Source organism: Phenylobacterium sp. (assembly GCF_965284355.1).
GTDB lineage: Bacteria > Pseudomonadota > Alphaproteobacteria > Caulobacterales > Caulobacteraceae > Phenylobacterium.
In genome coordinates, this window is the sequence record NZ_OZ260078.1 from 474,322 (window position 1) to 498,677 (window position 24,356).

21 protein-coding genes and 1 pseudogene are annotated in these 24,356 nt (G+C 69.7%); 10 read left to right on the plus strand and 12 right to left on the minus strand.

Translation table 11 applies throughout. The annotated features are described in order from the left end of the window. Entirely contained in the window at positions 1 to 1,347 is a 1,347-nt protein-coding gene (gene accC / locus ACQ66R_RS02380; RefSeq protein WP_430418907.1) for an acetyl-CoA carboxylase biotin carboxylase subunit, read from the plus strand. Here accC and ACQ66R_RS02385 read toward each other — a convergent pair. The 4 genes from ACQ66R_RS02385 to ACQ66R_RS02400 are packed head-to-tail and all read right to left on the minus strand — an operon-like array spanning position 1,344 to position 5,087. Then, positions 1,344 to 2,702, minus strand: a complete 1,359-nt coding sequence (locus ACQ66R_RS02385) for an ATP-binding protein (protein WP_430418909.1) — start codon at positions 2,700 to 2,702, stop codon at positions 1,344 to 1,346. The genes accC and ACQ66R_RS02385 overlap by 4 nt on opposite strands. Then, complete coding sequence (locus ACQ66R_RS02390; protein ID WP_430418911.1) at positions 2,699 to 3,370, minus strand: winged helix-turn-helix domain-containing protein; 672 nt, start codon at positions 3,368 to 3,370, stop codon at positions 2,699 to 2,701. The genes ACQ66R_RS02385 and ACQ66R_RS02390 overlap by 4 nt, the downstream gene beginning before the upstream one ends. Before the next feature lie 20 nt (positions 3,371 to 3,390). Beyond that, positions 3,391 to 3,891: a PepSY domain-containing protein gene (locus tag ACQ66R_RS02395; protein ID WP_430418913.1), complete on the minus strand. Its 501-nt coding sequence runs from the start codon at positions 3,889 to 3,891 to the stop codon at positions 3,391 to 3,393. After that, a complete protein-coding gene (locus ACQ66R_RS02400) occupies positions 3,888 to 5,087 on the minus strand; it encodes a glycosyltransferase (protein ID WP_430418915.1) in 1,200 nt (399 codons plus the stop codon). Before ACQ66R_RS02400 ends, ACQ66R_RS02395 begins: the two co-directional genes overlap by 4 nt. A 157-nt stretch (positions 5,088 to 5,244) precedes the next feature. On the opposite strand from ACQ66R_RS02400, the pseudogene aat reads away from it, so the two are divergent. Beyond that, positions 5,245 to 5,871, plus strand: a pseudogene (aat, locus tag ACQ66R_RS02405) (leucyl/phenylalanyl-tRNA--protein transferase); the annotation flags it as partial. Here the strand turns inward: aat and ACQ66R_RS02410 are convergent. Further along, entirely contained in the window at positions 5,835 to 6,668 is an 834-nt protein-coding gene (locus tag ACQ66R_RS02410) for a DUF2155 domain-containing protein (RefSeq protein ID WP_430418917.1), read from the minus strand. The pseudogene aat and the gene ACQ66R_RS02410 sit on opposite strands and share 37 nt — an antisense overlap. A gap of 5 nt (positions 6,669 to 6,673) precedes the next feature. Further along, the gene (locus ACQ66R_RS02415) at positions 6,674 to 7,078 is read right to left on the minus strand and encodes an NADH:ubiquinone oxidoreductase subunit NDUFA12 (protein WP_421935679.1); all 405 of its coding nucleotides are present in this window, start codon (positions 7,076 to 7,078) and stop codon (positions 6,674 to 6,676) included. Positions 7,079 to 7,262: 184 nt separating this feature from the next. Here ACQ66R_RS02415 and ACQ66R_RS02420 point away from each other — a divergent pair, with 184 nt between their 5' ends. After that, the gene (locus ACQ66R_RS02420; RefSeq protein WP_430418919.1) at positions 7,263 to 9,725 is read left to right on the plus strand and encodes a ribonucleotide reductase; all 2,463 of its coding nucleotides are present in this window, start codon (positions 7,263 to 7,265) and stop codon (positions 9,723 to 9,725) included. A gap of 87 nt (positions 9,726 to 9,812) precedes the next feature. Continuing rightward, the gene (locus ACQ66R_RS02425; RefSeq protein WP_430418921.1) at positions 9,813 to 10,832 is read left to right on the plus strand and encodes a pentapeptide repeat-containing protein; all 1,020 of its coding nucleotides are present in this window, start codon (positions 9,813 to 9,815) and stop codon (positions 10,830 to 10,832) included. Positions 10,833 to 10,883: 51 nt separating this feature from the next. Here ACQ66R_RS02425 and aspS read toward each other — a convergent pair whose 3' ends face one another. Beyond that, positions 10,884 to 12,671, minus strand: coding sequence for an aspartate--tRNA ligase (aspS, locus tag ACQ66R_RS02430; RefSeq protein ID WP_430426188.1), 1,788 nt, complete (start codon positions 12,669 to 12,671; stop codon positions 10,884 to 10,886). A gap of 131 nt (positions 12,672 to 12,802) precedes the next feature. Between aspS and ACQ66R_RS02435 the strand changes: the two genes are divergently transcribed. Then, a complete protein-coding gene (locus tag ACQ66R_RS02435; RefSeq protein WP_430418923.1) occupies positions 12,803 to 14,242 on the plus strand; it encodes an amidohydrolase in 1,440 nt (479 codons plus the stop codon). 2 nt (positions 14,243 to 14,244) lie between these two features. Then, positions 14,245 to 15,591 carry an amidohydrolase family protein gene (locus ACQ66R_RS02440; RefSeq protein WP_430418925.1) on the plus strand — a complete coding sequence of 449 codons (1,347 nt, stop codon included), beginning with the start codon at positions 14,245 to 14,247 and terminating at the stop codon, positions 15,589 to 15,591. Here ACQ66R_RS02440 and ACQ66R_RS02445 read toward each other — a convergent pair. Both ACQ66R_RS02445 and ACQ66R_RS02450 read right to left on the minus strand, forming a co-directional pair. After that, positions 15,557 to 16,351 carry a hypothetical protein gene (locus ACQ66R_RS02445; RefSeq protein ID WP_430418927.1) on the minus strand — a complete coding sequence of 265 codons (795 nt, stop codon included), beginning with the start codon at positions 16,349 to 16,351 and terminating at the stop codon, positions 15,557 to 15,559. The genes ACQ66R_RS02440 and ACQ66R_RS02445 overlap by 35 nt on opposite strands. A 46-nt stretch (positions 16,352 to 16,397) precedes the next feature. Next, entirely contained in the window at positions 16,398 to 17,762 is a 1,365-nt protein-coding gene (locus tag ACQ66R_RS02450) for a serine hydrolase domain-containing protein (protein ID WP_430418929.1), read from the minus strand. Positions 17,763 to 17,877: 115 nt separating this feature from the next. Between ACQ66R_RS02450 and ACQ66R_RS02455 the strand changes: the two genes are divergently transcribed. Continuing rightward, positions 17,878 to 18,369 carry a flavodoxin family protein gene (locus ACQ66R_RS02455; RefSeq protein ID WP_430418931.1) on the plus strand — a complete coding sequence of 164 codons (492 nt, stop codon included), beginning with the start codon at positions 17,878 to 17,880 and terminating at the stop codon, positions 18,367 to 18,369. 16 nt (positions 18,370 to 18,385) lie between these two features. After that, complete coding sequence (locus ACQ66R_RS02460; RefSeq protein WP_430418933.1) at positions 18,386 to 19,243, plus strand: TauD/TfdA dioxygenase family protein; 858 nt, start codon at positions 18,386 to 18,388, stop codon at positions 19,241 to 19,243. On the opposite strand, the gene ACQ66R_RS02465 is transcribed toward ACQ66R_RS02460, so the two are convergent. Further along, a complete protein-coding gene (locus ACQ66R_RS02465; protein WP_430418935.1) occupies positions 19,240 to 19,413 on the minus strand; it encodes a hypothetical protein in 174 nt (57 codons plus the stop codon). The genes ACQ66R_RS02460 and ACQ66R_RS02465 overlap by 4 nt on opposite strands. 137 nt (positions 19,414 to 19,550) lie before the next feature. On the opposite strand from ACQ66R_RS02465, the gene ACQ66R_RS02470 reads away from it, so the two are divergent. Beyond that, positions 19,551 to 20,297 carry a hypothetical protein gene (locus tag ACQ66R_RS02470; RefSeq protein ID WP_430418937.1) on the plus strand — a complete coding sequence of 249 codons (747 nt, stop codon included), beginning with the start codon at positions 19,551 to 19,553 and terminating at the stop codon, positions 20,295 to 20,297. Here ACQ66R_RS02470 and ACQ66R_RS02475 read toward each other — a convergent pair. Next, positions 20,294 to 21,361 (minus strand): alkaline phosphatase family protein, encoded by a 1,068-nt coding sequence (locus ACQ66R_RS02475; protein ID WP_430418939.1) that lies wholly within the window; start codon positions 21,359 to 21,361, stop codon positions 20,294 to 20,296. The two genes, ACQ66R_RS02470 and ACQ66R_RS02475, sit on opposite strands and share 4 nt — an antisense overlap. A 172-nt stretch (positions 21,362 to 21,533) precedes the next feature. On the opposite strand from ACQ66R_RS02475, the gene ACQ66R_RS02480 reads away from it, so the two are divergent. After that, positions 21,534 to 22,565, plus strand: coding sequence for an NAD-dependent epimerase/dehydratase family protein (locus ACQ66R_RS02480; protein ID WP_430418941.1), 1,032 nt, complete (start codon positions 21,534 to 21,536; stop codon positions 22,563 to 22,565). On the opposite strand, the gene ACQ66R_RS02485 is transcribed toward ACQ66R_RS02480, so the two are convergent. Next, the gene (locus tag ACQ66R_RS02485) at positions 22,562 to 24,214 is read right to left on the minus strand and encodes a matrixin family metalloprotease (protein WP_430418943.1); all 1,653 of its coding nucleotides are present in this window, start codon (positions 24,212 to 24,214) and stop codon (positions 22,562 to 22,564) included. The two genes, ACQ66R_RS02480 and ACQ66R_RS02485, sit on opposite strands and share 4 nt — an antisense overlap. Positions 24,215 to 24,356 lie beyond the last annotated feature (142 nt).

The window sequence follows — 24,356 nt, forward strand, 5'->3', positions numbered from 1 at the left end:
ATGTTCGACAAGATCCTGATCGCCAACCGGGGCGAGATCGCCCTGCGAGTCCACCGCGCCTGCAAGGAGATGGGCATCTCCACCGTCGCCGTGCACTCCGAGGCCGACTCGTCGGCCATGTGGGTGCGTCTGGCCGACGAGAGCGTCTGCATCGGCCCGCCGCCGGCGGCCAAGAGCTACCTGCACATCCCGGCCATCATCGCCGCGTGCGAGATCACGGGCGCGCAAGCCGTACACCCGGGCTACGGCTTCCTGTCCGAGAACGCCCGTTTCGCGGAGATCGTCGAGGCCCACGGCTTCACGTTCATCGGGCCCAAGCCCGAGCACATCAAGATGATGGGCGACAAGATCACCGCCAAGCAGGCGGTGAAGGCCGCCGGCATCCCGGTCGTGCCGGGCTCGGACGGCGCCGTGACCACCGAGGAAGAGGCCTATGCGGCCGCCAAGGAGATCGGCTTCCCCGTCCTGATCAAGGCGGCGGCTGGCGGCGGCGGGCGCGGCATGAAGGTGGCCAAGACCGAGGCCGACCTCGTCGAGGCGGTGCAGACCGCCCGCGCCGAGGCCAAGGCCGCGTTCGGCGACGACGCGGTCTATATGGAGCGCTACCTCCAGACCCCGCGCCATATCGAGCTGCAGGTCATCGCCGACAGCTTCGGCAACGTCTGCCACCTGGGCGAACGCGACTGCTCGCTTCAGCGCCGTCACCAGAAGGTGCTGGAAGAAGCGCCCTCGCCCGCCATCGACGCCGCCGCCCGCGCCAAGATCGGCAAGGTGGTCGTGGATGCGGTGAAGGCCATCGGCTACCTCGGCGTCGGCACCATCGAGTTCCTGTACGAGAACGGCGAGTTCTTCTTCATCGAGATGAACACCCGCCTGCAGGTCGAGCACCCGGTCACCGAGGCCATCACCGGCATCGACCTGGTGCGCGAGCAGATCCGCATCGCCGCGGGCCTGCCGCTCAGCTTCAAGCAGTCGGACGTGGTCTTCGAAGGCCACGCTATCGAGTGCCGGGTGAACGCCGAGAACCCCAAGACCTTCGCGCCCTCGCCCGGCCTGGTCACCGACTATCACGCGCCCGGCGGCCTCGGCGTGCGCATGGATAGCGCGCTCTACGCGGGCTATTCGATCCCGCCCTACTACGACAGCCTGATCGGCAAGCTGATCGTGCACGGCCGCGACCGCGCCGAGTGCATCGCCCGCCTGAACCGCTGCCTGGGCGAGATCGTGGTCGGCGGCATCGACACCAACATCCCGCTCTTCCAGGACCTGCTCCACCAGCCGGACATCCTGAACGGCGACTACAACATCCACTGGCTCGAACGCTGGATGGCCAGCCAGGCTAGCTAGACGGCTTCCGGAAATCTGACGGTGACGCGGAGCCCCGGCTCCGCGTCGGTCAGTGTGATCTTCGCCCCGTGCCGCTCGACGGCCGCGGCCACAAGGCTGAGGCCCAGGCCGAACCCGTTCGGGTCATTGTTGCGACGATAGAACCGCTCGAACACGCGTTGGCGGTCGGCCGCCGGCACGCCCGGCCCGTCGTCGGCGACCATGACGGTGACGCCCCCGAGCTCGCGCACCGCCGACAGGCGCAGGCTGCCGCCGTTCGGAGCGTACTTCACCGCGTTGTCCAGCAGGTTGCTGACCATTTGGAATATCAGGTCGGGATCACCCTCGATATTCAGCCCAGGGGCAATGTCCGAGGACATGACCTGCCCCTTTTCCTCGGCGGCCGGCGCGTACAGTTCGGCCGCATCCTCGAGCAGCGCCGACAGGTCCACCTGCTCTTTCGGCAACGCGGGACCGCTTTCCAGACGCGCGATCCGCAGCAGCGCCTCGAACATCGACTGCAGCCGCCCCACCTCGTCCAGCGCCGCGCCGGAGCGCGCCCGGATCGTCTCTGGGTCATCTTCGCCCGCCAGCTCCTCCAGCTCGGCCCGCAGGCGCGTGAGCGGCGTGCGCAGCTCGTGGGCGATGTTGTCCGAGACGCGGCTGATCGAGGCCACCAGGCCCTCGATGCGCTCCAGCATCTGGTTCAGCGTGGCCGACAGCTGGTCGAAGTCGTCACCGCTGCCACGCAGCGCGACGCGGCCCGACAGATCGCCGGCAATGACGGCGCGCGCCGCGCGGTTGATCGATTCCAGGCGCTGGGAGACTGCAAAGGTCATCACAAGGCCCCCCAGCAGGCCCAACGCCAGGCTCATGCCCGCGCCCCACGACAGAACCTCCACGATGAGATCCTCGCGCTCGTCCAGGTCTTCGGTGTCCAGGCCGACCAGCAGGCGATAGCCGCCCTTCAGCGCCAGGTCGCGGACGACCGCCTCGTGCTCCTCCTCGGCGCCCGTGGCGTAGGTGCCGAATTCGTATCGGCGCCACTCGGGGCCGCGCACCTGGGGCCAGTCGGCCAGGTTTGCCGCGACGACCGCGCCGTTCGGCGCGATCAGCACGTGATACGGCATGCGCCCGATCGCCGCCGCGCGGCGATGCTCCAGCGCGCGGATCAAGGCGTCCCGGCCGCGGGCGTCGTAGGTGGCCACCAGCGCGTCGCTTTGGAGACGGATCGTCGTCTCAACCTGCCGCAGCGGCTGCCAGACTCCGGCGACGAAGGTCAGCCCCAGCATCAGGGCGACCGACACCGTGAAAACCGCCATGTAGCCCAGGGTCAGGCGAAGCGTCAGGCTGCGGAGCGGGTTGCGCCAGATCATGCGCGCAGGCTGTAGCCCATGCCCCGGATGGTCTGGAGCAGCGGCGGTTCGAAGTCCTTGTCGATCTTCTGACGCAGCCGGCTCACATGCTGGTCGATGATGTTGGTCTGCGGATCGAAATTGTAGTCCCAGACCGATTCCAGCAGCATGCCGCGACTGACCACCCGGCCGGCGTTGCGCAGCAGATACTCCAGCAGTGCGAACTCCCGCGTCGTGAGATCGATGGCCTGGCCGCGCCGCGTGACCGTGCGGGTCAGCAGGTTCATCTGCAGGTCTGCGAGGGTCAGTTCGGTGGTCTCCTGCACCACGCCCTTGCGCCGGCCCAGCGCCTCGACGCGGGCGATCAGCTCGGAGAGGGCGAAGGGTTTGGAAAGGTAGTCGTCGCCACCTGCCCGCAGGCCCTTCACCCGATTGTCCACGTCGCCCAGGGCCGAGAGGATCAGTACGGGTGTGCTGTCTCCCGCGGCCCTGAGCGTCTGCAGGATCTTCAGGCCGTCGACATTCGGCAGCATGCGGTCGAGGACGATGACGTCGTATGTCTCGGCGACGGCCTGGAACAGCGCCTGGCGACCGTCGGCCACGTGATCGACCAGCAGGCCCTCGGCTTTCAGGCCCTTGACCACGTGGCTGGCGACCCGTTCGTCATCTTCCACGACCAACACATGCATGGACGAACTCCGGCTGGCCCCTAGTCGCCGATCAACGGCGTGATCGCGCCGGTGCGCACATCGACCAGGACATCTCGGTCCTGCGCGCCGACCAGTTCCACCTCGTAGTAGTGGCGACCGCCACGGCGCTCCAGGCCGATCTCCGCGACTGTGCCCTTGGTAGCGTCCTCGACCATGGCGATGGTCTCGCTGAGCGTGCGCGGCGCCGTCTGGGCCGCCTTCAGCTGTTCGCCGATGACCGGCAGGCGAGCCGTGATGGGAGCCGACTGACTCACGATCCGCCCGGTGGACGCGTCGACCTTAGCGTGGATCGGCTTGCCGTTCTTCACCAGCTCCACCTCATAGACCATGTCGCCCAGGTCCATGTCGAACTCGGCGTCATAAGCCCGGGCGCCCAGTTCACGCTCAGCTGTGGCGACCGCCTGGGCCAGACTCACCTTGGGCCGGACCACCTGCGCGGCGGCCGGGGCCGACAGAGCCGCGAGGGCGGCGGCTGTCATGAAGATCATTCGAAACGTCATTGTGAATACTCCGCTTTTGTCCCCCACATCCCCGAAGATAGCGGCTCCAGATGGCCGCCGGCTTCGGGCCGCATGTGATTTCCGTCATGTTCGAGCCGCGCCGCCAGGACGACGGCCGAGAGGCGCGAAACGACTGCGTCGAGAGATAGTTCGTCCGCCCGCGCGGCCGGCAGAACCCGGGTGCGCGGGTCGAGTTGCAGAGCGATGGCGGCGGCGAGGTCGTCGACGTCCGTAGGCTCGGCAAGCACGCCATAGCGCCCGTCGCCCAGGACATCGGCCGCGTTGCCGGCCTTGCGCGAGGCCACCACCGGGACACCGCAGGCTATGGCCTCCAACAGGCTGTTTGACGCGCCTTCCCATAGCGACGGCAGCACATAGGCCACGGCGTGACGAACCAGTGGGAAAGGGTTGGTCACCTCGCCCTCGAAGCGGACGACCTGCGACAGGCCCAACATCCGCGCCCGCGCCGTCAGAGCGGTCTGCGCCCTAGGCGGCGCCGCGCCCAGCACCAGCAGGCGCAGGTGGGGATGGCCGGACGCGCGCAACTGGGCCAGGGCGTCGATGAGCGCCTCGTAGTTCTTCTGCCGGTGCAGACGGCCCACCGCCACGAGGTAGGGCGCTCGCTCCACAAGCCAGGGATGCCACGCTTGCGCGCCCGCCAGCCCCCGCACCGCCTCGGCGTCGACGCCGTTCGGCAGGATGTCGAGCCGGCGATCCCGCCGCGCGCGGCGAAACAGGCTGGCGGCGGCGATCTGGCGCGAGACGCAGACCAGCCGCGTGGCGTCGGCGGCCACCAGGCGCAGCCCCAGCATGCGCCCGAAGGCCTTGCCGTGGCTGACGTCGTTGCTGATCCGGTAGATGCGCGGCACGTCGGGCAGCCCGCGGAGCGCCGCCCACAGCGCCAGGTGCGCGTGGTTGCCCATGGAGACCGCCAAAGAGGCGTCGATCGTCCGCAATCGGCGGCGCAGGGCGGGTATGGCCGCTGCCAGGGCCAATGGGCGGGGCATGTCCAGGCTGCCGAGACACGTGATGTCCGGGCCGCGGAGGTCGGCGGCGAGCGCGCCGCCACGCAGGCAGACCACCTCCACGGGCACGCCACGCCGGCTCAGCGCATTGGCGAGATGGACGGTGTTGCGCGCGACGCCATCGCCGGCCAGGGCGCCGCAGAAGAGGACCACGGGACGAGAAGGAAGCATGCGCGTCCATGCCCCGCCCTGACTGACAGGCGCATTCGGGCAACATTTGATTTTGTCCATGTTGCGCGTCGCGGACCCCAGCGCCGCGAGCGTCGCGCCAATACTGATCCGGACGTCTGGCCCCCTCCCCGTCGGCCCACGCCCGCGCTAGACCGGGATCATGTCCGCGTTCGACGCCAGCGACCTGCTCGACTGCTACGCCCGCGGCGTCTTCCCGATGGCGGACGCGCGGGAGGACGCGCGGGTCTTCCTGATCGATCCTGAGCGGCGGGGCGTGCTTCCGCTGACGGGGTTCCATGTGCCCAAGCGTCTGGCGCGCACGGTGCGCGGCGATCAGTTCGACGTGAGAATCAGCTCGGCCTTCCATCAGGTGGTGCTGGCCTGCGCCGCATCCGGCCCGGGCCGCACGGAGACCTGGATCAACCGGCCGATCGAGCAGCTGTACCTGGAGCTGCACAACGTGGGTCACGCCCACAGCGTCGAGTGCTGGCAGGACGGCGAGCTGGTGGGCGGCCTCTATGGCGTCTCGCTGCGCGGCGCCTTCTTCGGCGAGAGCATGTTCTCCCGGCGGCGCGACGCCTCGAAGGTGGCGCTGGTGCACCTGGTGGCCCGACTGATCGGCGGCGGCTTCCGGCTGCTCGATGCCCAGTTCATGACCGAGCACCTCTCGCAGTTCGGCGCGCAGGAGATCTCGCGCGCGGCCTATCATCGCCGGCTGTCCGAGGCCCTTGAGGCCGACGGCGACTTCTACGTGGTGGGCGGCGCGGCCGCGTCGGCTTTCGGCGCGGGCTCGGACTTGGGCGCCGGCGTCGGGGCGGCGGGCGGCGTCACCTTCGGCGCGGGCGTGGCAGACGACACTGCCGCCGGCGAACCGGAAGCGGCCGGCAGGTCCAGCACCTTCGGCGCCTCGGTCACGGCCTTCGGCGCAGGCGTCGCGCGCGGCGCTGCGGCGGCGACCACGGGGGCGGAAGCCCTGCAGCTGATCGCCCAGGCGTCGTAGGTCGCGTGCTGCACCGGGTTGAGGCCCGGCGAGGCGGCGAACATCCAGCCCTTGAACGCCTGCTTAGGGGCCGGTGTCGGGCGGCCGGGCTGCGGCCGCGGCTGCGCGTCGATGGTCAGGTAGACGATCGAATCCTCGATCGGCTCGTCCGGCGCGGACCGCTCACAGGCTCGAACCGTGAAGACCAGGCCCTTCCAGCGCACCGGCGTGTTCACCCGCGCCTCGAACCGCAGGGTCTCGGCAGTCACCTTGTCCAGGGCCTGGATGACGGCGATGTCGTAGCGGTTGCGGCGGATCGGGGCGGCGACCGGCTTCTCGGCCACCTGCTCCTTCGGCGCCACGGCCGGGGCGACATCCTTTGCCTCCACCGGGGCGGCGGCGGCGGGCGCTGGGGCGGCGACGGTGGCGGGCGGCGCCTCTTCGGCGGCAGGGCCGGCGGGCGCGGGCGCGGCCTCAGGCGCGAGCGGCGCGGTCGGCGCCGTGGGCTGAGCGTCCACGATCCCCGCCGCCAGCAACGCGCCCAGCGCGACGCCCAGGCCGGCGCGACGCAGGTGATGCGGCGGGATGCGGTGCGCGCCCATGGGGCTTACTCCGGGGTCCAGGCCTCGTAGTCGCCGGTCGCGCGCTGGCGGTCGCCGCCGCGCGAGATCGCGCCCTGCGGCCGGCGGGCATAGATGGTGCCGGTCAGGTTGGGGAGATGCTCTTTCTCCCAGGGCTTGATCTTGAAGGGTTCGACCGTCGGCGGCTCGTCGAAGGTGTAGCGCAGCCAGCCGTGCCAGTCGGCCGTCACCTTCGAGGCGTCGGCATAGCCCTTGTAGATCACCCAGCGGCGCTTGCGGCCCTTGTCGTAGGCGTCGCGGGCGTCGCGCGCCTCGTAGTACTTGTTGCCCAGCTCATCCTGACCGACGAAGCGGCCGCGGCGGGCGACGGTGAAGTGGATGCCGGTCGTGGCGCCGTTCCACCAGGTGAAGATCGTCTTCAGTACGGACAAGTTGCGAGGCCTCTGGGGTCCTGAATGCGGCGCGACTATAGGCGGGCGCCCCAACAGCGTCCAGCACTCGCCCCGCGGCCTTTCGCCTGCAACATGTTGGGGATGAAGGGATCACGACACCCAACATCTATTGCCCGTTCACCACGAGCGCCCCTAGGCTAACCCGGTCAGGGAGTCGGGGCGCATGGGTAGCGAAACATCGCGCGCGGGAATCGAGGGGCGGATCCTGGAGCTGGGCGACCGGCTCGTGGAGGTGGCCGCCCCAGCGCATTTCTCCAATGCCCGGGTCGAAGCCTGGGTGGACTGGGCCGGCGGCAAGACCGACCTGGCGACGGCCATCCTTCACTATGCCTACGGCCTGGCCGGCAAGGCGCAGACCCAGGGCCTGACCAAGGACCTCAAAACCCGCACACGCTTCCGCGAGGCGATCACCGAGGCGATGATGCTGGGCGTCGTGGCGATCAAGCCCGCTGGCGCGGCCCTGAAAGTGCTCGAGCCGGGCGCGGCCGCGCTGGAGCGGATGACGGCCGCCCACCGCGGGCGCGAGGCCGCGCAGGCGGCGGCAGGCCTGATCTCGGCGCGCCTTCAGTCCGTGATGGACGCGGTCCTGCGCTGCGACGGCGACCCAGAAGCCTGCGCCGACCCGGCGCGCAACACGTCGCTGGCGCGCGCCGCTGAAGCGGCTCGCAGCGCCGGCGCGCCGGACAGTGCGATCCTGGAGGCCATGGCGCTGGCTCGGGCGGGCGAGGACGCCTGGATCTGTGCGCCTCCGCCCCCCGCCCCCGCCGCGCCGTTCGTGGCGCTCGCATCCGAGGGGCCGGCCGCGACCCGCGCCGCGTGGACGACCGGACGGCTGATCGCCGCGCCTGACGCCGCCCAGGCCGCCGCCATCGCCGAGGCCGCGGCGATGCCGACGGCCGGCGTGGAACTGATGGGCTTCTGGCGCGACGGCGCGTTCGACGAGGCCGCCTTCGCGGCCGCCGCCAACGCGGCGGCGATCGCCGTCGGCGCCGAGGCGGCGGGCGGCCCCGCGGTCCTGGCCCTGGCCGGCCTGGGCGAATGGCTGGTGGCGCACGGTTTCGACTACGACAGCGACGAGGGACGCGCCGCGGCTCGCAACCTGTTCCAGCTGGCGCACGACGCCATCCAGTCCCTCGACATCGACCTGCGGCTCGGGCTGGTGAACGACCCGGAACTGGCGCTCCGCCTCGGCGTCCGCCTCGACGGCGCGCCGTGGCCGGGTCCCGTGACCGTCGCCGAGACGGCCGACGGCGAGACGGTGCGGGTGATGGCTGAAGCCGCGATCCTGGGCCTGAAGGCTCTGGGCGCAGACCGGGCGGTGGCCCAGGCGGCGCTGCTCGGGTCGCGCAGCCTGGTCGATGCGCCGGCCATCAACACGGAGACCCTGGCCGCCCGCGGGTTCACCAGCCTCGAGATCGAAGCCGCCCAGGCCGAGCTGCCCTTCGCCCGCTCCCTACGCGATGCGTTCACTGTCCACGTGGTCGGCGAAGGCTTCCTGCGCGACGTCCTGGGCGCCGATGGCGACCAGCTGACGATACCCGGCTTCGACGTCCTCGGTTTCGCAGGCTTCACCGACGCCGAGGTGGCGGCGGCGGAAGCACACGTCCTGGGGTCCGACAGCCTGGCGCAGGCCGAGGCGCTCACCGAGGACCAACGGCGCGTGTTCCGCAGCGCCAGCGAGGTCCCCCTTGAGGCGCAAGCCGCCATGCTGCGCGCGCTCGCGCCCTCGCTGGACGTGACGCCGATGCTTGATGTCTCACTGCCCTGGGCCGCCACCCTGGCCGACGTCGAAGCCGCTCTCACAACCCCTGACTTGGCCGTACGGGTGCGGCGTGGCGCCGCGCCTGCCGCCCTGGCGCTGGCGATTCCGAGCGTCCCCGAGCTGCCCGTCCGCATGCAGGCGCCGATAGAGGAGCCCGTCATCCAGGAGCGGATCGTCGAGCGCGTGGTCGAGCGCGAGCGCAGCCGCCGGAAGCTGCCCGACCGGCGCAAGGGCTACATCCAAAAGGCGGCGGTCGGCGGCCACAAGGTCTACCTGCACACCGGCGAGTACGACGACGGCGAACTCGGCGAGATCTTCATCGACATGCACAAGGAAGGCGCCGCCTTCCGGTCGCTGATGAACAACTTCGCGATCTCGGTGTCGCTGGGCCTGCAGCACGGCGTCCCGCTGGAGGAGTTTGTCGACGCGTTTGTGTTCACCCGCTTCGAGCCGGCCGGCCCCGTGACGGGAAATGACACTGTAAAATCAGCGACTTCCATCCTCGACTACATCTTCCGAGAACTCGGTGTCAGCTACCTCGGCCGCAACGATCTCGCAAGCCCGGACTCGGCCGAACTGAACGCCGACGGGCTGGGCCGCGGCAAGGCTGACGGGGTCACCGCCGAAGAACCGGAACCCCAGCCGGCCTCACGGTTCATCAGCCGCGGGTTCGCCCGCGGCGCAGCGCCGGACAACCTCGTCTTCCTGCCGTCCGCAGGCCGCCCGGCCGGCCCGGCGGTGCTGGCCGAGGCCGAGGTCTGCGCGGCCTGCGGGGATATCGCCGTGGTGCGCAAGGGGCAGGCGCTGATCTGCGAAACCTGTGGCGCGCGGGCCGGCCGACGCGCGGACGACCAGACGGGCTAAGCCCTTCGAAGTTACCGCGATTTAAGTGGCGCCCGAGGCGGGATGCAGGCACAGGTGACGGCCTGACTGCAGGGATTGCCGAACGTCATGACGCGTTTCACCAAGTTCCTGGCCCCGACGGCCGTTCTCGTGGCGATCAGCGCGATCGCCGGGAACGCCGTGGCCGGCGACAAGGAGATTCCCCGTCAGAACTCGTTCGGCGGCAGCTGCGTGAAGTGCGAACTGGCGGGCCGCAACATGCAGGGCGCGCGGATCGTGGGCGCGAACTTCTCGGGCGCCAACCTGACCGGCGCCAACCTGCGCGACGCCAGATTCCATGCCTCGGTCTTCTCCGGCGCCGACCTGACCAAGGCCGACCTGTCCGACGCGGCCATGGCCGGCGCGGTGTTCTCGGGCGCGAACCTCACCAGCGCCCGCCTGCGCTCAACCGAGGTGAACGGGGTGGTGTTCTCCACCGCCAACCTGACCAAGGCCGACCTCAGCGACGCCGAGGCTTCGGGGGCAGTGTTCCGCAAGGCGATCCTGGTCGGGGCGTCGTTCCGATCGGCCAGTCTGCGCGGCGGGGTGTTCGAACTCGCCGACCTGTCGCGCGCCAACATGAGCGACATCGCCGCTCAGGGCGCCAACTTCTACAAGGCGCGGATGTCGGGCACGGTGCTCAAGTCGGCCGAGCTTCAGTACGCCAACCTGAGTCGGGTCGAGGGGCATGGCGCAAGCTTCCAGGACGCCGAACTGACGGGCGCGAACCTGAGCTACGCCACGTTCAGCCACGCCTCGTTCCGCGCCGCCGACCTGACGAACGCGCAGCTGACGGGGGCCGTGTTTGATGGCGCCGACTTCCGCGACACCGACCTGACCCGCACCTCGCTGCATGGCGCCGACCTGGCGAACGTGCGCGGCCTGACCCAGGACCAGCTGGACGAAGCCTGCGGCGATGCGCGCACCAAACTGCCGAGAGGCCTCGCGGTGCGGAGCTGCGCCAGCGTGCGAATGATCGTGAAGCCGGACTACACCCGCACGATGCGGATGGTGCCCGCGATGCCCGCCCTCCCGGTCGCGCCGGCGCCGCCGCCGGCTCCGCGCTACCTTCTGACGATCCACCCGTAACCCCGCGGGCCCAGGCGGGTGACCCGGCGCTCGCGAGCGCCGGGCTTCTCCTTAGACCTTGATCGGCGGGGCCAGGCGAATGTGCAGCTCTTTCAGCTGCTTCTCGCTGACTTCCGACGGCGCGTTCATCATCAGGTCCTGGCCCTGCTGGTTCAGCGGGAAGGCGATGACTTCGCGGATGGCCGTCTCACCGGCCAGCAGCATGACGATGCGGTCGATGCCCGGCGCCAGACCGCCGTGCGGCGGCGCGCCGTGGCGGAACGCGTTCAGCATGCCGCCGAACTGCTCCTCGACCACGTTGCCGCCGTAGCCGGCGATCTCGAACGCCCGGACCATGATCTCGGGCAGATGGTTCCGGATCGCGCCCGAGCACAGCTCGTAGCCGTTGCAGACGATGTCGTACTGGTAGGCCAGGATATCCAGCGGATCCTTGCTGTTCAGCGCGTCCAGCTCGCCCTGCGGCATCGAGAACGGGTTGTGGCTGAAGTCGACCCGCTTCTCGTCCTCGTTCCACTCGAACATCGGGAAGTCGACGATCCAGACGAACTCGAAGCGGTCCTCGTCGACCAGCTTCAGGTCCGTGCCCACCTTGGTCCGCGCGTTGCCGGCGAACTTGGCGAACACCTTGGGGTCACCCGCCACGAAGAAGGCCGCGTCACCCTGCCCCATGCCCAGCTGGCCCATGACCGCGTCGGTCTTCTCGGGGCCCAGGTTCTTGGCGATCGGGCCGCCCCAGCCGCCCTGGTCCTCGGACCAGAAGATGTAGCCCAGACCCGGCTGGCCCTCGCCCTGCGCCCAGCTGTTCATGCGGTCGCAGAACGCCCGGCTGCCGCCCTTCGGCGCGGGGATGCCCCAAACCGCGTTCTTGGCGTCCTCCAGGATGCGGGCGAACAGGCCGAAGCCGCCGCCGCGGAAGTGGTCAGACACCTCCTGCATGATGATCGGATTGCGCAGGTCGGGCTTGTCGGTCCCGTACTTGCTCATGCACTCCCGGTACGGGATGCGCGGGAACGGGTAAGGCGTGACCGGCTTGCCGTTCGCGAACTCCTCGAACACGCCGTGCATCACCGGCTCGATGGCCGCGAAGACGTCTTCCTGAGTGACAAAGCTCATCTCGACGTCGAGCTGGTAGAATTCCAGGCTGCGATCGGCGCGCAGGTCCTCGTCGCGGAAGCAGGGCGCGATCTGGAAATAGCGGTCGAAGCCCGACACCATCAGCAGCTGCTTGAACTGCTGCGGCGCCTGCGGCAGCGCGTAGAACTTCGTCGGGTGCAGGCGCGACGGCACCAGGAAGTCGCGCGCGCCTTCCGGCGAGCTGGCCGTCAGGATGGGCGTCTGAAACTCGAGGAAGCCCTGGTCCATCATCCGGTTGCGGATCGAATGGATCACCTTCGAACGCAGCACGATATTTTTGTGCAGGGTCTCGCGGCGCAGATCGAGGTGGCGGTTCTTGAGGCGGATTTCCTCAGGGTAGTCGGGCTCGCCGAACACCGGCAGCGGCAGTTCCGAGGCTTCCGATAGCACCGTCACCGCCACCACCTTCACTTCGATCTCGCCGGTGGGCAGGTTGGGATTCACCGTTTCAGGCGTGCGGGCCACGACCTCGCCATCCACGCGGATGACGCTCTCGGCGCGCAGGCGATCCACGGCGTCGAAGCCCGGCGTGCCGGGGCTCAGGACCAACTGCGTCAGGCCATAGTGGTCGCGCAGGTCGATAAAGATCAGGCCGCCGTGATCGCGCTTGCGGTGAATCCAGCCCGAGACGCGAACGGTCTTGCCGGTATCGGCGGCGCGAAGCGCGCCGCAGGTGTGGGTGCGGTAGGCGTGCATTTTCTTCAGAAATCAGGGTGATTTACGAGGCGCGGAAGGGCGCATGGGGGCTCACGAAAGTCAAGGCGCGTGGCCGCCTGCGACGGCTTGACAGCAACCCCGGGCAGGGCTCGGATCGCAGCTTCCATTCGGGGAATCCAGTGAAGCACGTCCTCAAGGCGGCCCTCGTGGCCGCCGCCGCCGCGAGCCTTGCCGCTTGCGCCACGACCGCGCCCAAGCCGGCCGACAAGCCGAAGGGCGAGTCTCAGCCTGCCGCGCCCCTGGCCAAGGGGCTGGATCCGGCCGCCAACAAGGACCCCTTCCCGTCCACCTATCGCGCCCTGCCCGGCCGCAATGTGGCGATCGTGGGAGCGACGGTGCTGACCGGCACGGGCGCGCAGATCGAGAACGGCGCCGTGCTGATCAAGTCCGGCCGCATCGAGGCGGTGGGCGCCGGCGTCGCGGTTCCCGCGGGGTATGAAACGGTGGACGCTCGAGGCAAGTGGGTGACGCCCGGCCTCATCGATACCCACAGCCACCTGGGCGTCTATCCCGCGCCAGAGGTTCAGGCGCACTCGGACGGTAACGAGGCCACCGATCCCAACACGGCCCAGGTGTGGGCCGAGCATTCGGTCTGGCCGCAGGACCCGACGTTCAATCTGGCCCGCGCCGGCGGGGTGACCACGCTGCTGGTGCTGCCGGGTTCGGCCAACCTGTTCGGCGGCCGCGGCGTCACCCTGCGCAACATTCCCGCCCGCACCGTCCAGGACATGAAGTTCCCGGGCGCGCCCTACACGCTGAAGATGGCCTGCGGCGAGAATCCCAAGCGCGTCTACGGCAACCGCACCCGCAGCCCGTCCACCCGGATGGGCAACGTCGCCGGCTACCGCGCCGCCTGGATCAACGCCGCCGAGTACGCCCGCAAGTGGGACGACTACCGCGCCAAGGCCGCCCGGGGCGAGAAGGCCGAGCCGCCCAAGCGCGACCTGCAGCTCGACACCCTGGCCGGCGTCCTCAAGGGCGAGATCCTGGTCCAGAACCACTGCTACCGGGCCGACGAGATGGTCCAGATGATCGATATCGCCAAGGAGTTCGGCTACCGCATCACCGCGTTCCACCACACGGTCGAGGCCTACAAGATCGGCGACATCCTGGCCGCCAACGACATCTGCGCGGCCACCTGGACCAACTGGTGGGGCGGCAAGCTCGAGTTCTACGACGCGATCGAGGCCAACGTGCCGCTGGTCGAGGCCGCCGGGGCCTGCGCGATCATCAAGTCGGACGACCCCGACCTGATCCAGCGGCTGAACCAGGAGGCGGCCGAGGCCATGGCGGCTGTGCGCGCAGCGGGGCTCAACATCACCGAGGCCCAGGCGATCCGCTGGATCACGGCGAACCCCGCCAAGGCGCTGGGCATCCTCAAGGAAACCGGCACGCTGGAGGCCGGCAAGCGGGCCGACGTGACCCTCTGGGACGCCAATCCGTTCTCGATCTACGCCCGCGCCCAGCGGGTCTGGGTGGACGGCGGTCTCGCATACGACCGGAGCGATCCGCGCTACCAGTCCAAGTCGGACTTCGAACTCGGCCTGGAGGGCCGCTGACCATGAAACGCCTGGCCCTCCTCCTCGCCACCACCGTGCTTGCGGCGGCCTCGGCTGCCCAGGCCGCCACGGTGGCCATCATCAACGCCCGCATCCTTAACCCCGGCGCGGCCGAGATCGCCAACGGCGTGGTCGTCGTGCGCGACGGCAAGATCGTCGCGGTCGGCGCGGGCGGCGCGACGCCCGCGGGCGCCCAGGTCGTCGACGCCAAGGGCGGCGTCGTCACGCCGGGCTTCGTGGCGGTCAACAGCAGCCTGGGCGCGGTCGAGATCTCGGCCGTCGGCGACGATGCGTCCGTCAGCTCCAAGGATCTCGGCGCGGCGTTCGACATCCAGTACGCGCTGAACCCGGACTCGGTGGTCATCCCGGTCGCCCGCCTGGGCGGCATCACCAGCGCCATCGTCACGCCCCGCGCCGAGGGCGGCCAGGGCGGCGCGGGCGAGCATGACGACAGCGGCGCCGAGGGAACCTCGGGCGCGGCCACCTCCGACCACGCCCACAGCCTCTTCGCCGGCCAGGCGGCCGTTATCCAGCTGGCCAAGGGCCAGGAGATGCTGGTGAAGCCCAGGGTGGCCATGGTCAGCCCCTTCGGCGAGGCCGGCGCCAAGGTGGCCGGCGGCGCGCGCGGGGCCAACTTCGTGCTGCTCAAGGAAGCGCTGGGCGACGTGCGCGCCTACATGCGCAACCGCGCCGCGTTCGAGCGCGCGGGCTACCGCGACCTCTCGCTATCCCGCGCCGACCTGGAAGCCCTTATCCCCGTGGTCGACGGCCGCATGCCGCTGGTGGCGGTGGCCAATCGCGCGTCCGACATCCGCGCCGTCCTGAAGCTGGCCCGCGAGGAGAAGCTGAAGCTGATCCTGACCGGCGCGGCCGAGGCCTGGCGCGTGGCGCCGGAGATCGCCGCCGCCGGCGTGCCGGTGATCCTGAACCCCGTGCTCGACCGGCCGACCAGCCTGGAGACCCTGGGCTCGACGCTGGAGAACGCCGCGCGCCTGGAGAAAGCCGGGGTGGTCGTCGCCATCGAGGGCAACTCGGGCGCCCATCGCGCCCACGAGATGCGCTACAACGCCGGCATCGCGTCGGCCAACGGCATGACCCGCCAGGGCGCGCTCGCCGCCATCACCCTCAACCCGGCCCGCATCTTCGGCGTCGCCGACCGCCTGGGCTCGCTGGAGCCCGGCAAGGACGCCGATCTGGTGATCTGGTCCGGCGACCCCTTCGAGCCGCTGTCGCGCCCGCAGCTGATCCTGGTCCGCGGCGAAGCCCAGCCCCTGCGCTCGCGCCAGCTCGACCTGCGCGACCGCTACCTGGACCTCAAGCGCCCGATGCCGCCGGGGTATACGTACTAGCGGCGCGCCGGGCCTCGGCGGCGAGCAGCCCCGCGCCCAGCCACAGACCGATGATCGGGCTCATGCTCATGCCGACGAGCGGGACCGGGAACCAGCCCACGAGCGGCATGAGCGCGGCCAGCACCGCATAGGCGGCCAACGCCAAAGCGGCGGGCATCCGCCAAGCCCCCACCGAGAGGCAGGCCCCAGCGAGCGCCATCCACGCAGCGACCGCCGCAAACGGCGTCACCGCCCACGCAAGTCGCATGATCTCTTCGACCTCGGCGACCGGCGCCAGCGGGTCGGGGCGGCTCCAGGCCACGGCAATGACCGCGACAAGGCCCAGGAGGCCGCCGGCCTTCGCCCAGCCGTGCCCCCGGCTCATCGCGATCAACACCCCCAGAGCGCCGCCCCATGCCGTCGCCTGCGATGCGTCCGGCTGCAGCACGAGCAGGACCATGACCGCACCGGCGACCAGCCACCGCCGCGCGTCCGCCCGAGCCGTCATCGCGACGATTGCCGGCGGCAGCAGCACCTGGGCGACGTTCAGGTGAAGCGGGCCCAGGTCGACCCACCGATGCACCCCCTGGAGGTCCGCGCTGAGGAAGGTCGCCGCAAGGCCCAGTGGCGCCAGCGTGAGGAAGACGAGCTCCGCCCGCGCGCCAGCCCGGCGAGCGAGGCCAACCGCCATCGCCAGGCCCAAAGCCCAGGCGATGAGGTTGCGCAGCCAGACGCCGGCCGGAACGCCGCTGGTCGCGGCGACGGCGCAGCCGACGGCCACCGCCGCCAGCGACAGCCCGCCGAAGAGGAGGAGCGGTCCGTACCGCCTACTTCTCAGGATGCACCAGCGCCTGATAGGTCAGCGTCCGGGACATCTGGCCCAGGTCGTCGCCGCCCGTGCCGCCGAGGCGCTGGATCATGCCCACGAAGACCACGTCGTTCGTCGGATCCACCCAGAACCAAGTGCCGGCCGCGCCGCCCCAGCTCATCGAGCCCTGGCCCTCGAGCGTGCCCGCCCGCCGCGGATCGTTGACCACCATGAAGTCGAGGCCGAAGCCGACCGCCTCGTTGAAGCGGAGGCCGCTCGTGCCGTTCGAGTTCACCAGCACGTTTCGGGGAATCGCGTTGGTGCCCATCAGCTCCACCGAGGCCGGCGACAGAATGCGCACGCCGTCGAGTGCGCCCTTGTTGGCGATCATTTGGGCGAAGCGGGCGTAGTCCATGGTCGTGCCGACCAGGCCGCCGCCGCCCGAGGGCGCCGTGGGCGGGATCAGGTACGTCGGCAGCGGATTGCCGAAGATGATGTCGGCTTCCTCGATCTTCCGCGTCTCGCGGTTGAGCGCATAGACGGCGGAGAAGCGGGCCTTCTTGTCAGCAGGCACATAGAAGGCGGTGTCGTTCATCTTCAGCGGCTTGAAGATGCGCTCGTCCATGAACTGGGCCAGCGGCTTGCCCGACAGCTTCTCGACGAGATAGCCCTGGATATCGACGCTGATCGAATAGCGCCAGGACTCGCCCGGTTGGTAGACCAGTGGGATCGTCGCAGTCGTGTTGATCATGTCCTGCAGCGTGCCCGCGCCCAGCGCACGCTTTTCACGGAAGATCTTGTCGACCGGATGCTTATCCTGCAGGCCGTACCCGAAGCCGGCGGTATGGCTCATGATCTCGCGCATGGTCGGGGGACGCTTCATGGGCACGAGCACCGGGGTCCCGTTGCCCTCCTCGTCCACGCCGGTCATGACCTGCAGGTTCTTGAACTCGGGGATGTAGCGGGTGACCGGATCGTCCAGCCGCCACTTGCCCTCTTCGAACAGGATCATCATGGCCACGCCGGTGATCGGCTTGGTCATCGAATAGATCCGGAAGATCGTGTCCTCGGTCATCGGCGTGCCGGCGGCGAGGCTCTTCTTCCCGTAGGTCTTGAAGCTCACGACCTTGCCGTGGCGGGCCAGCAGCGTGGTCATGCCCGCCACGCGGCCCTCGGCGACCACGCCCTGCATGTACGTATCCAGCTTGGCCAGTCGCGCGCTGTCAAAACCCACGGACTCGGGACTGGCGGCGCGACTCAGCGCCGGCGCCGAGGCGCTTGCGGCCGGCTTCCGAGCCGTCTGCGCCGACACCTGGACCGGCGCGAGCGCCAGCGAAATAGCGGTCAACGCCGCCGTAAGCCGCGCACCTTGACGAAGCAGCATCCCAATCCCCTCCCCAATACCTGTTGCGTTCGAGCTTAGGGTACGCTGTGGGCCACGCAAGCGCGGGTGAGTTTCAGGTCGGCAATCCTGAGCGAAAGCCGCTAGCCTCGAACTCATGAAGCGGCTCCTGATCATCTGGCATTCGCGCACCGGCGCGGCCCACGCGATGGCCGACGCCGCGGCCCGCGGCGCGACCGGCGAGCCCGCCGTCGAGACGGTCACGCTCCCGGCTCACGAGGCGAACCCGGAAGACCTTCTCGCGGCCGACGGCTTCATCTTCGCCTGTCCCGAGAACCTTGCGGCGATGTCCGGCGCGATGAAGGAGTTCTTCGACAGGACCTACTATCCCGTCCTGGAGCGCCTGAACGGCCGACCCTACGCGATGCTGATCTCGGCCGGCAGCGACGGGACCGGCGCCGCGCGCCAGATGGCCCGCATCGCCACCGGCTGGCGGCTGAAACCGGTCGCAGAGCCGATCATCGTATGCACCCAAGCCCAATCGCCCGAGGCGATCCTGGCCCGGAAGACCGTGACCACCGCAGACCTCGTACGCTGCGAGGAACTCGGCGCCGCCCTGGCCGCCGGACTTTCGATGGGGGTCTTCTGAGCTAGAATGGCCCACGATGGACGCGGTCGCCCTCCCCTTCAAGGTCGAGCCCCTGACACCTTCGTTCGGCGCGCGGGTCACCGGCCTGCGGCTGGCCACGATCGACGAGGCGACCTTCGCGGCGCTCTACGCGGTCTGGCTCGAGGCGGGCCTTCTGATCCTGCCCCGCCTGCATCGCCTCGAGCCCCTGCCCGCGTTCGCTGAGCGCCTCGGGCCGCTGGAGTTCAAGCTCATCCCGATCAGCAACGTCCGCGACGACGGCGGCGTGCGCCAGTCCGATGACGCGTGGGTGCGTGTTCTGAAGGGCGTACAGGGCTGGCACATCGATTCGACCTTCGTCGCCATCCAGGCCAAGGCGGCGGTGCTCTCCGCACATGTGGTCGCAGCCGAGGGCGGCGAGACCGAGTGGGCAGACACCGCGGGCGCCTACGAGGATCTGCCGGACGACCTGAAGGCGAGGATCGCGTCTTTGTCGGCCTACCATTCCATCCGTTACAGCCAGAGCCGAATCGGCGACGACTATCGGGCCGGCGCCGACCACGGGGGCTACGGCGCCGACGTTGAGCCGCCGCTGCGGCCGCTGGTGAAAGTGCATCCGGAAACGGGCCGCAGGGCCCTTGTCATTGGGCGGCACGCGTATGGCGTCACCGGCCTTTCCGAGCCGGAGTCCGAGGTCCTGTTGCTCGAACTGATCGAGCGGTCGTCCAAGCCGCCCTTTGTCTACCGCCATCGATGGCGGCCCGGCGATGTGGCGGTGTGGGACAACCGTCGCACGATGCACCGCGGCCACCCCTGGAACCTGGCGCTGCCGCGGGTGATGTACCACACCCGGGTGGCCGGCGACCCGGCGACGGAGTTCGCGCCGCCCGGCTAGGCTTCCCGGCGCGCCGGGGTGATCCCGAAGACGGCGTCGTCACCGACGACGACGATACTCGGCGAAGCTTTGGGAGGAAGCTGCATCAGCGCATCCAGATACCGGGTCAGTTCGGCCCGTTTCGCGCCGTCCGGGTCGTCGTCGCGCAGGCTCCGTGTGTCGTCCGTCATAGGCGCTCCTCGCCGCAAAAAGACGCATCGCCCCGCTTCGGTTCCATCGTCCGAACCGTGATGTCGGACAATAGCCGTGCTACAGGCTAGGGACTGGCGACGCGCCGCCCATGCGGCGCCTAGGGCGGGCTTTGGGTATGCTGCGCATCGAACTGTCGGCGCTGAGCGCGCAGGAGCTGAAGCGGCTTCTCGACATGGCGCGCGCCCGCAATCAGACCGCCCTCATCCACCAGTTGAACGCCGAGCTGCAAAGCCGTCCGACCCGGATCGAGGACTGGTCGCCGTTGCCGATGAATTGCGCCCGGCCGGATTACGCTGCGGCCGAGGTGGATGTGGCGCCCCCGCGTCGCAACGGGATGATGGCCGCCACCGCGGCGCTCGCCGCCTTCGTATCCGCCGCCGTGACGTGGGGCCTCAGCGTGCCGCCGCCCCAGCGTGCGGCGATCGAGGCGCCCCGCGCGGCTGTCGTCCTGGCGTCGCTGGCGCCGGTGGGCCCGCCCGCGGGATTCAGCGAGGCGCCGCCGGGAGGGACGTTGGCCGACCCTGAACCCGCGCCCGTGCAGGTGGCGCGCGCCGAACCGGTCGTCCGCGGTCGCAGCAGCGGCAACCGCTGTTACGACCTGCCGACCGCGGCCGATCGTCTGGTCTGCGGCTATCCCAGCCTCGCCGAACAGGACCGCCAGCTACGCGGCGCCTATGACCGTGCCCTCGCCGCTGGAGCAGACCGCCGCGATCTGGACCGCGCCCAGGCGCTCTGGCGCGCCGCCAGCGAGAACGTGTCGGACCGCGCGTCGCTGTCCGAACGTTACGCCCGCCGCATCCGCGAGCTGGAGGCCGCTGCCTCGCCGCCACCGCCACCGCCCGCCGACGAGCCGCCGTTCTAGCGTCCCCGCAGGATCGGCAGCGGCGCGCCCGCCGTCGGGTCGAACGCCTTCCAGTCCAGGCCCAACGCGGTCAGGGCCGTGGCGGCCACCTGCCCCAGCTTGCCGCACTCGGCCGGTCCGGCTCCGGGGACCACGTCCGGCCCCATCGCCGCCAGCCAGGTCTCATCCGACCGCGCAAAGGCGCCCTTGCCGTGATGGCGCCAGGACTCTCTGTTTCCCACCCCCCGACCGTGATCGGTCGTCACGATCAGGGTCGTCTTGCCGGCATAGGTCGGGTCGGCCTGCAGGGTCTTCCACAGCTCGGCCAGGAACGCGTCCGTGCGGCGGATGGCCCAAAGCATCTGGTCGTAGTGGCCCTCGTGGGCGAACTCGTCGGTGTCGCCGTAGGCGATGTAGAGGACCCGCGGCTTGGCCCGGCTCTTCAGCGCGTCGAGCGCCAGCAGGTGCGTGAAGGCGTCGAAACGCTCCACCGGCCACAACCGCGGCGTCTCGGCCTGTAGTCGCCCCAGCCGCGCGTCGCCGCCGTCATCCCAGCCGGCGTTCACGGGCACGCCGCTGCGGGGCGCGTTCAGGATGTCGTGAAACGCCTCCCACGAGCCGTAAGCCTGCACCTTGCCCCTGAAGCCCGGCTGACGGTTCAGCCACTCCAGCACCGTCACGTTGGCGTTGGGGCCGTGCGAGTTGGAGCGGATCGCAGGATCCGGCTTGCCGGTCAGCAGTTCGTTGTAGCCGGGGTACGAGAACCACTGGTCATTGCCGACCGCCATGCAACTGCCGTTGTCTCGGTCGCCCAAAAGGACACCCTGCTTGGCCATCACGCTGTTGAGGAAAGGCGCGAGCGCCTGGGCGCGGTCCGCCGGATCGAGGAAGTCCTTCTTGACCAGGCCGATCTCGTTCACAAACGCCCTGTCGGCGGCGCGGGCCGGATCGGCGCCCTTGAAGACCTCGGTCCACGGCACGCCGTCCAGCGTCACCAGCACCAGCCGCGCGTCCCTGGGCGCGGCCTGCGCCGGAATGTGAGAGAGCATGACGGCCAACGCCGCCGCGAGGATCATCCTGAACATGGCCCGACCGTAGGTCGCTCCGCCCGCACCGGCCAAGGTTTTCGTGGTTGGCGGATCACCGCGCGATCGTAGTGTGGCGTCCATGCAGACGACGCGCCGAGCCCTGGGGCTCTCCTCTCTCGCTCTGGCGGCCATGGGCGCGAACGCCACGGCACAGCCCAAGGTCAAACCTATGCGCCTGCTGATTCTGGGCGGGACCGGCTTCATCGGCCCGCATCAGGTGCGCTACGCGTTGAGCCGCGGCCACAAGCTCACAGTCTTCAATCGCGGTCGCCGCCCCGACGACTTTCCGCCCGACGTGGAAGAGCTGGTGGGCGACCGCAACACCGGCGACCTGAAGGCGCTGGAGGGCAGAACCTGGGACGCCTGCATCGACAATCCTACGACCCTGCCGTTCTGGGTGCGCGACGCCGGCCAGGTCCTGAAGGGCCAGGTGGGCCACTACCTTTTCGTATCCACGCTCTCGGCCTACGCCGACAACGACCAGCCGGGACAGGCCGAGACCGCGCCTGTGGCGGCGTACACGGGCGGCGACGTCATGGCCGAGCGCCAGCCGGTGAAGCCCGAGCTGTACGGCCCCCTGAAGGCCGCCAGCGAGGCCGAGGCGCGGAAGCAGTTCGGCGCCGACAAGGTGGCCATCGTGCGGCCGGGCCTGATCGTGGGCCCAGGAGACGAGACCGACCGCTTCACCTACTGGCCGGTGCGCATGGCGCGCGGGGGCGAGGTGCTGGCGCCGGGCGATGGAACCGATCCGCTGCAGTACATCGACGCCCGCGACCTGGCCGAATGGACCGTGCGCCTTGCCGAGCAGAAGGCGTCGGGCGTGTTCAACGCCATCGGGCCGGCCGGGATGCTCGACACCCGCACCATGATCAACGCCGTCGGCAAGGGCGTTGGGGCCCGGCAGACGCGGCTCTTCTGGGTCCCCGCGACGTGGCTGGCGCAGAAGCAGGTCAGCGGCTGGAGCGACTTGCCACTGTGGCTGCCGGGTCAGGGCTCGACGGCGGGTTTTCATCGGCGCAGCAATGCGGCGGCCCTGAAAACCGGGCTCACGTTCCGGCCTCTTGAGGAGACCACGCGCGATACGCTGGCCTGGTGGAGCACCCTGCCGGAAGAGCGTCGGGCCAAGCCAAAGACGGGTCTGACCGCCGAGCGCGAGGCGGCACTGCTGGCCGAATGGAAGGCCGAAAGGGCAAAGGCCTAGAAGCCGAAGATGCTGGTGGACAGCAGGCTCGACATCGAGACGCCGACCAGGATCACCTGTCCGCCGGTCAGCGAGATGACGGTGTCGGCGCCGACCTGACTGACCGAGAACGTCGTGCCGGGATCGAGCTGAACCCGGTCCCCCTCGGCGATGCTGAAATCCAGGACGCGGTCGATCCCGGCCTCGTTGGACGAGTGGAAGTTGTCGGCCCCGGCCCCGCCGATCATGGTGTCGTCGCCGCGGTCGCCCGAGACGAAGTCTGCGCCGGCGCCGCCGCTGAGGGTGTCGTTGCCCTGGCCGCCGCGGATGATGTCGTCGCCCGAGCCGCCGTGGCAGGTGTCATTGCCGAGGTTGCCGTAGACGAAGTCGGCCCCGTCCTCGCCGAAGAGCAGGTCGTTGTCGCGGCCGCCGACGCAGAAGTCGTTCCCGGCCCCGGTGGAGACCGTGTCGTTGCCCATGTTGCCGTTGATGTCGTCGAAGTCGCCGCCGCCCATCAGCACGTCGTCGCCATCGTCGCCGCGCAGGTAGTTGCCGGCCGCGCCGCCCGCCCCGCCGACGACGGTGTCGGCCCCTGCCCCGGCCGAGATCGAGTCGGCGCCGGCGCCGCCCGACAGGCTGTTGGACGCGGCGTTGCCGATGATGGTGTCCGCGCCGGCGCCGCCGACGACGTTCTCGATCGTCGTCTCCTGCGAGGTCGCGACGTTGTTGCGCCAGGTGTAGGTGTCGGGCTTGTCCAGGAAGCTCGCGATGAAGCTGCTGAAGCCCGGAAAGCGCGCCGTCCAGAACGCGATCTGGTCCTGGACCGAGAAGATGGCGATCGACGAGAAGGCGCCCGGCGTCAGGTCGATGCTCGAGGCGCGCGTGTGGCTCGACAGGTCCAGCGTGTCGACGCCGCCGGTGTCGAACAGCGTCATCAGGATCGGGCGCGATTCATCGAAGGTATAGCTGTCGGCCCCGGTCGCCGCGCCCCGCGAGGCGCCGTAGATGCCCTGGATCGCGATGATGTCGAGCAGCATCGGCGTCGACGGGTTCACCGTCACGCCGTTGGCGAACAGCGTCGAGCCCTGCTGGTTGAAGGTCCGCAGCGTGCCGTCCGGCGCGTCGGTGTAGGACATCACCGTGTAGCGCAGGTTGTCGAACTCGGCGGGCAGCGTCGTGCCCTCGAACGAGTGCTTCAAGCCCAGCGTGTGGCCGATCTCGTGCAGGAAGGTCGAGTACAGGAAGCTACCCAGGCTGGCGTCGGCGGTCTTGTGCGCGTCGTCGATCCAGATGTCGCCGTTCTTCGCCCCGATGCCGAAGCCGGGCGGCGGCGGCGTGTAGGCGTAGGCGGCCGCGCCGGCCGAATCCTGGTTCGCCAGGTCGGTGAAGGCCACCCGGATCTGGCCCGACATGCCCGCGTTGTCCGGTGTCTCCATGAACATGATGCCGGTGACCCGCGACCAGGCGGTGAGCGCGGCGGTGAACTGGCTGCGCTGGGCGGCGTCCAGCACCCCGTAGGCCGCATCGAGGGGTTCCGAGCCCTGGCCGTAGGCCGACGGCGACCAGACCGAGCCGGTCGTCGGCAGGCTGTAGGTGATCACCGGGTCGGCCCATCGCGCGCCGTCGGCGTAGCGCAAACCGGCATAGATCTGTGCGAGCGTTATCGACACGACAGCTCTCCTACGAGCAGAACGAAGACGGCGAACCTTCTCCGATCTTTACGTACGCAACAGGCAGATGTCTTCGCCGGACGTAGGGTGCGCAATTTCGCCACTCGACTAGAGTGCGATCCGAACGACGGCGCCCGGCGCC

Bases quoted from the DNA above. Each gene is read 5' to 3' on its own strand.
- ACQ66R_RS02385 (WP_430418909.1), bottom strand. From the start codon at position 2,702: ATGATCTGGCGCAACCCGCTCCGCAGCCTGACGCTTCGCCTGACCCTG.
- ACQ66R_RS02460 (WP_430418933.1), top strand. From the start codon at position 18,386: ATGGACGCGGTCGCCCTCCCCTTCAAGGTCGAGCCCCTGACACCTTCG.
- ACQ66R_RS02450 (WP_430418929.1), bottom strand. From the start codon at position 17,762: ATGCTGCTTCGTCAAGGTGCGCGGCTTACGGCGGCGTTGACCGCTATT.
- ACQ66R_RS02475 (WP_430418939.1), bottom strand. From the start codon at position 21,361: ATGTTCAGGATGATCCTCGCGGCGGCGTTGGCCGTCATGCTCTCTCAC.
- ACQ66R_RS02400 (WP_430418915.1), bottom strand. From the start codon at position 5,087: ATGCTTCCTTCTCGTCCCGTGGTCCTCTTCTGCGGCGCCCTGGCCGGC.
- ACQ66R_RS02390 (WP_430418911.1), bottom strand. From the start codon at position 3,370: ATGCATGTGTTGGTCGTGGAAGATGACGAACGGGTCGCCAGCCACGTG.
- ACQ66R_RS02465 (WP_430418935.1), bottom strand. From the start codon at position 19,413: ATGACGGACGACACACGGAGCCTGCGCGACGACGACCCGGACGGCGCG.
- ACQ66R_RS02420 (WP_430418919.1), top strand. From the start codon at position 7,263: ATGGGTAGCGAAACATCGCGCGCGGGAATCGAGGGGCGGATCCTGGAG.
- ACQ66R_RS02455 (WP_430418931.1), top strand. From the start codon at position 17,878: ATGAAGCGGCTCCTGATCATCTGGCATTCGCGCACCGGCGCGGCCCAC.
- ACQ66R_RS02480 (WP_430418941.1), top strand. From the start codon at position 21,534: ATGCGCCTGCTGATTCTGGGCGGGACCGGCTTCATCGGCCCGCATCAG.
- ACQ66R_RS02425 (WP_430418921.1), top strand. From the start codon at position 9,813: ATGACGCGTTTCACCAAGTTCCTGGCCCCGACGGCCGTTCTCGTGGCG.
- ACQ66R_RS02440 (WP_430418925.1), top strand. From the start codon at position 14,245: ATGAAACGCCTGGCCCTCCTCCTCGCCACCACCGTGCTTGCGGCGGCC.
- ACQ66R_RS02470 (WP_430418937.1), top strand. From the start codon at position 19,551: ATGCTGCGCATCGAACTGTCGGCGCTGAGCGCGCAGGAGCTGAAGCGG.
- accC (WP_430418907.1), top strand. From the start codon at position 1: ATGTTCGACAAGATCCTGATCGCCAACCGGGGCGAGATCGCCCTGCGA.
- ACQ66R_RS02410 (WP_430418917.1), bottom strand. From the start codon at position 6,668: ATGGGCGCGCACCGCATCCCGCCGCATCACCTGCGTCGCGCCGGCCTG.
- ACQ66R_RS02395 (WP_430418913.1), bottom strand. From the start codon at position 3,891: ATGACGTTTCGAATGATCTTCATGACAGCCGCCGCCCTCGCGGCTCTG.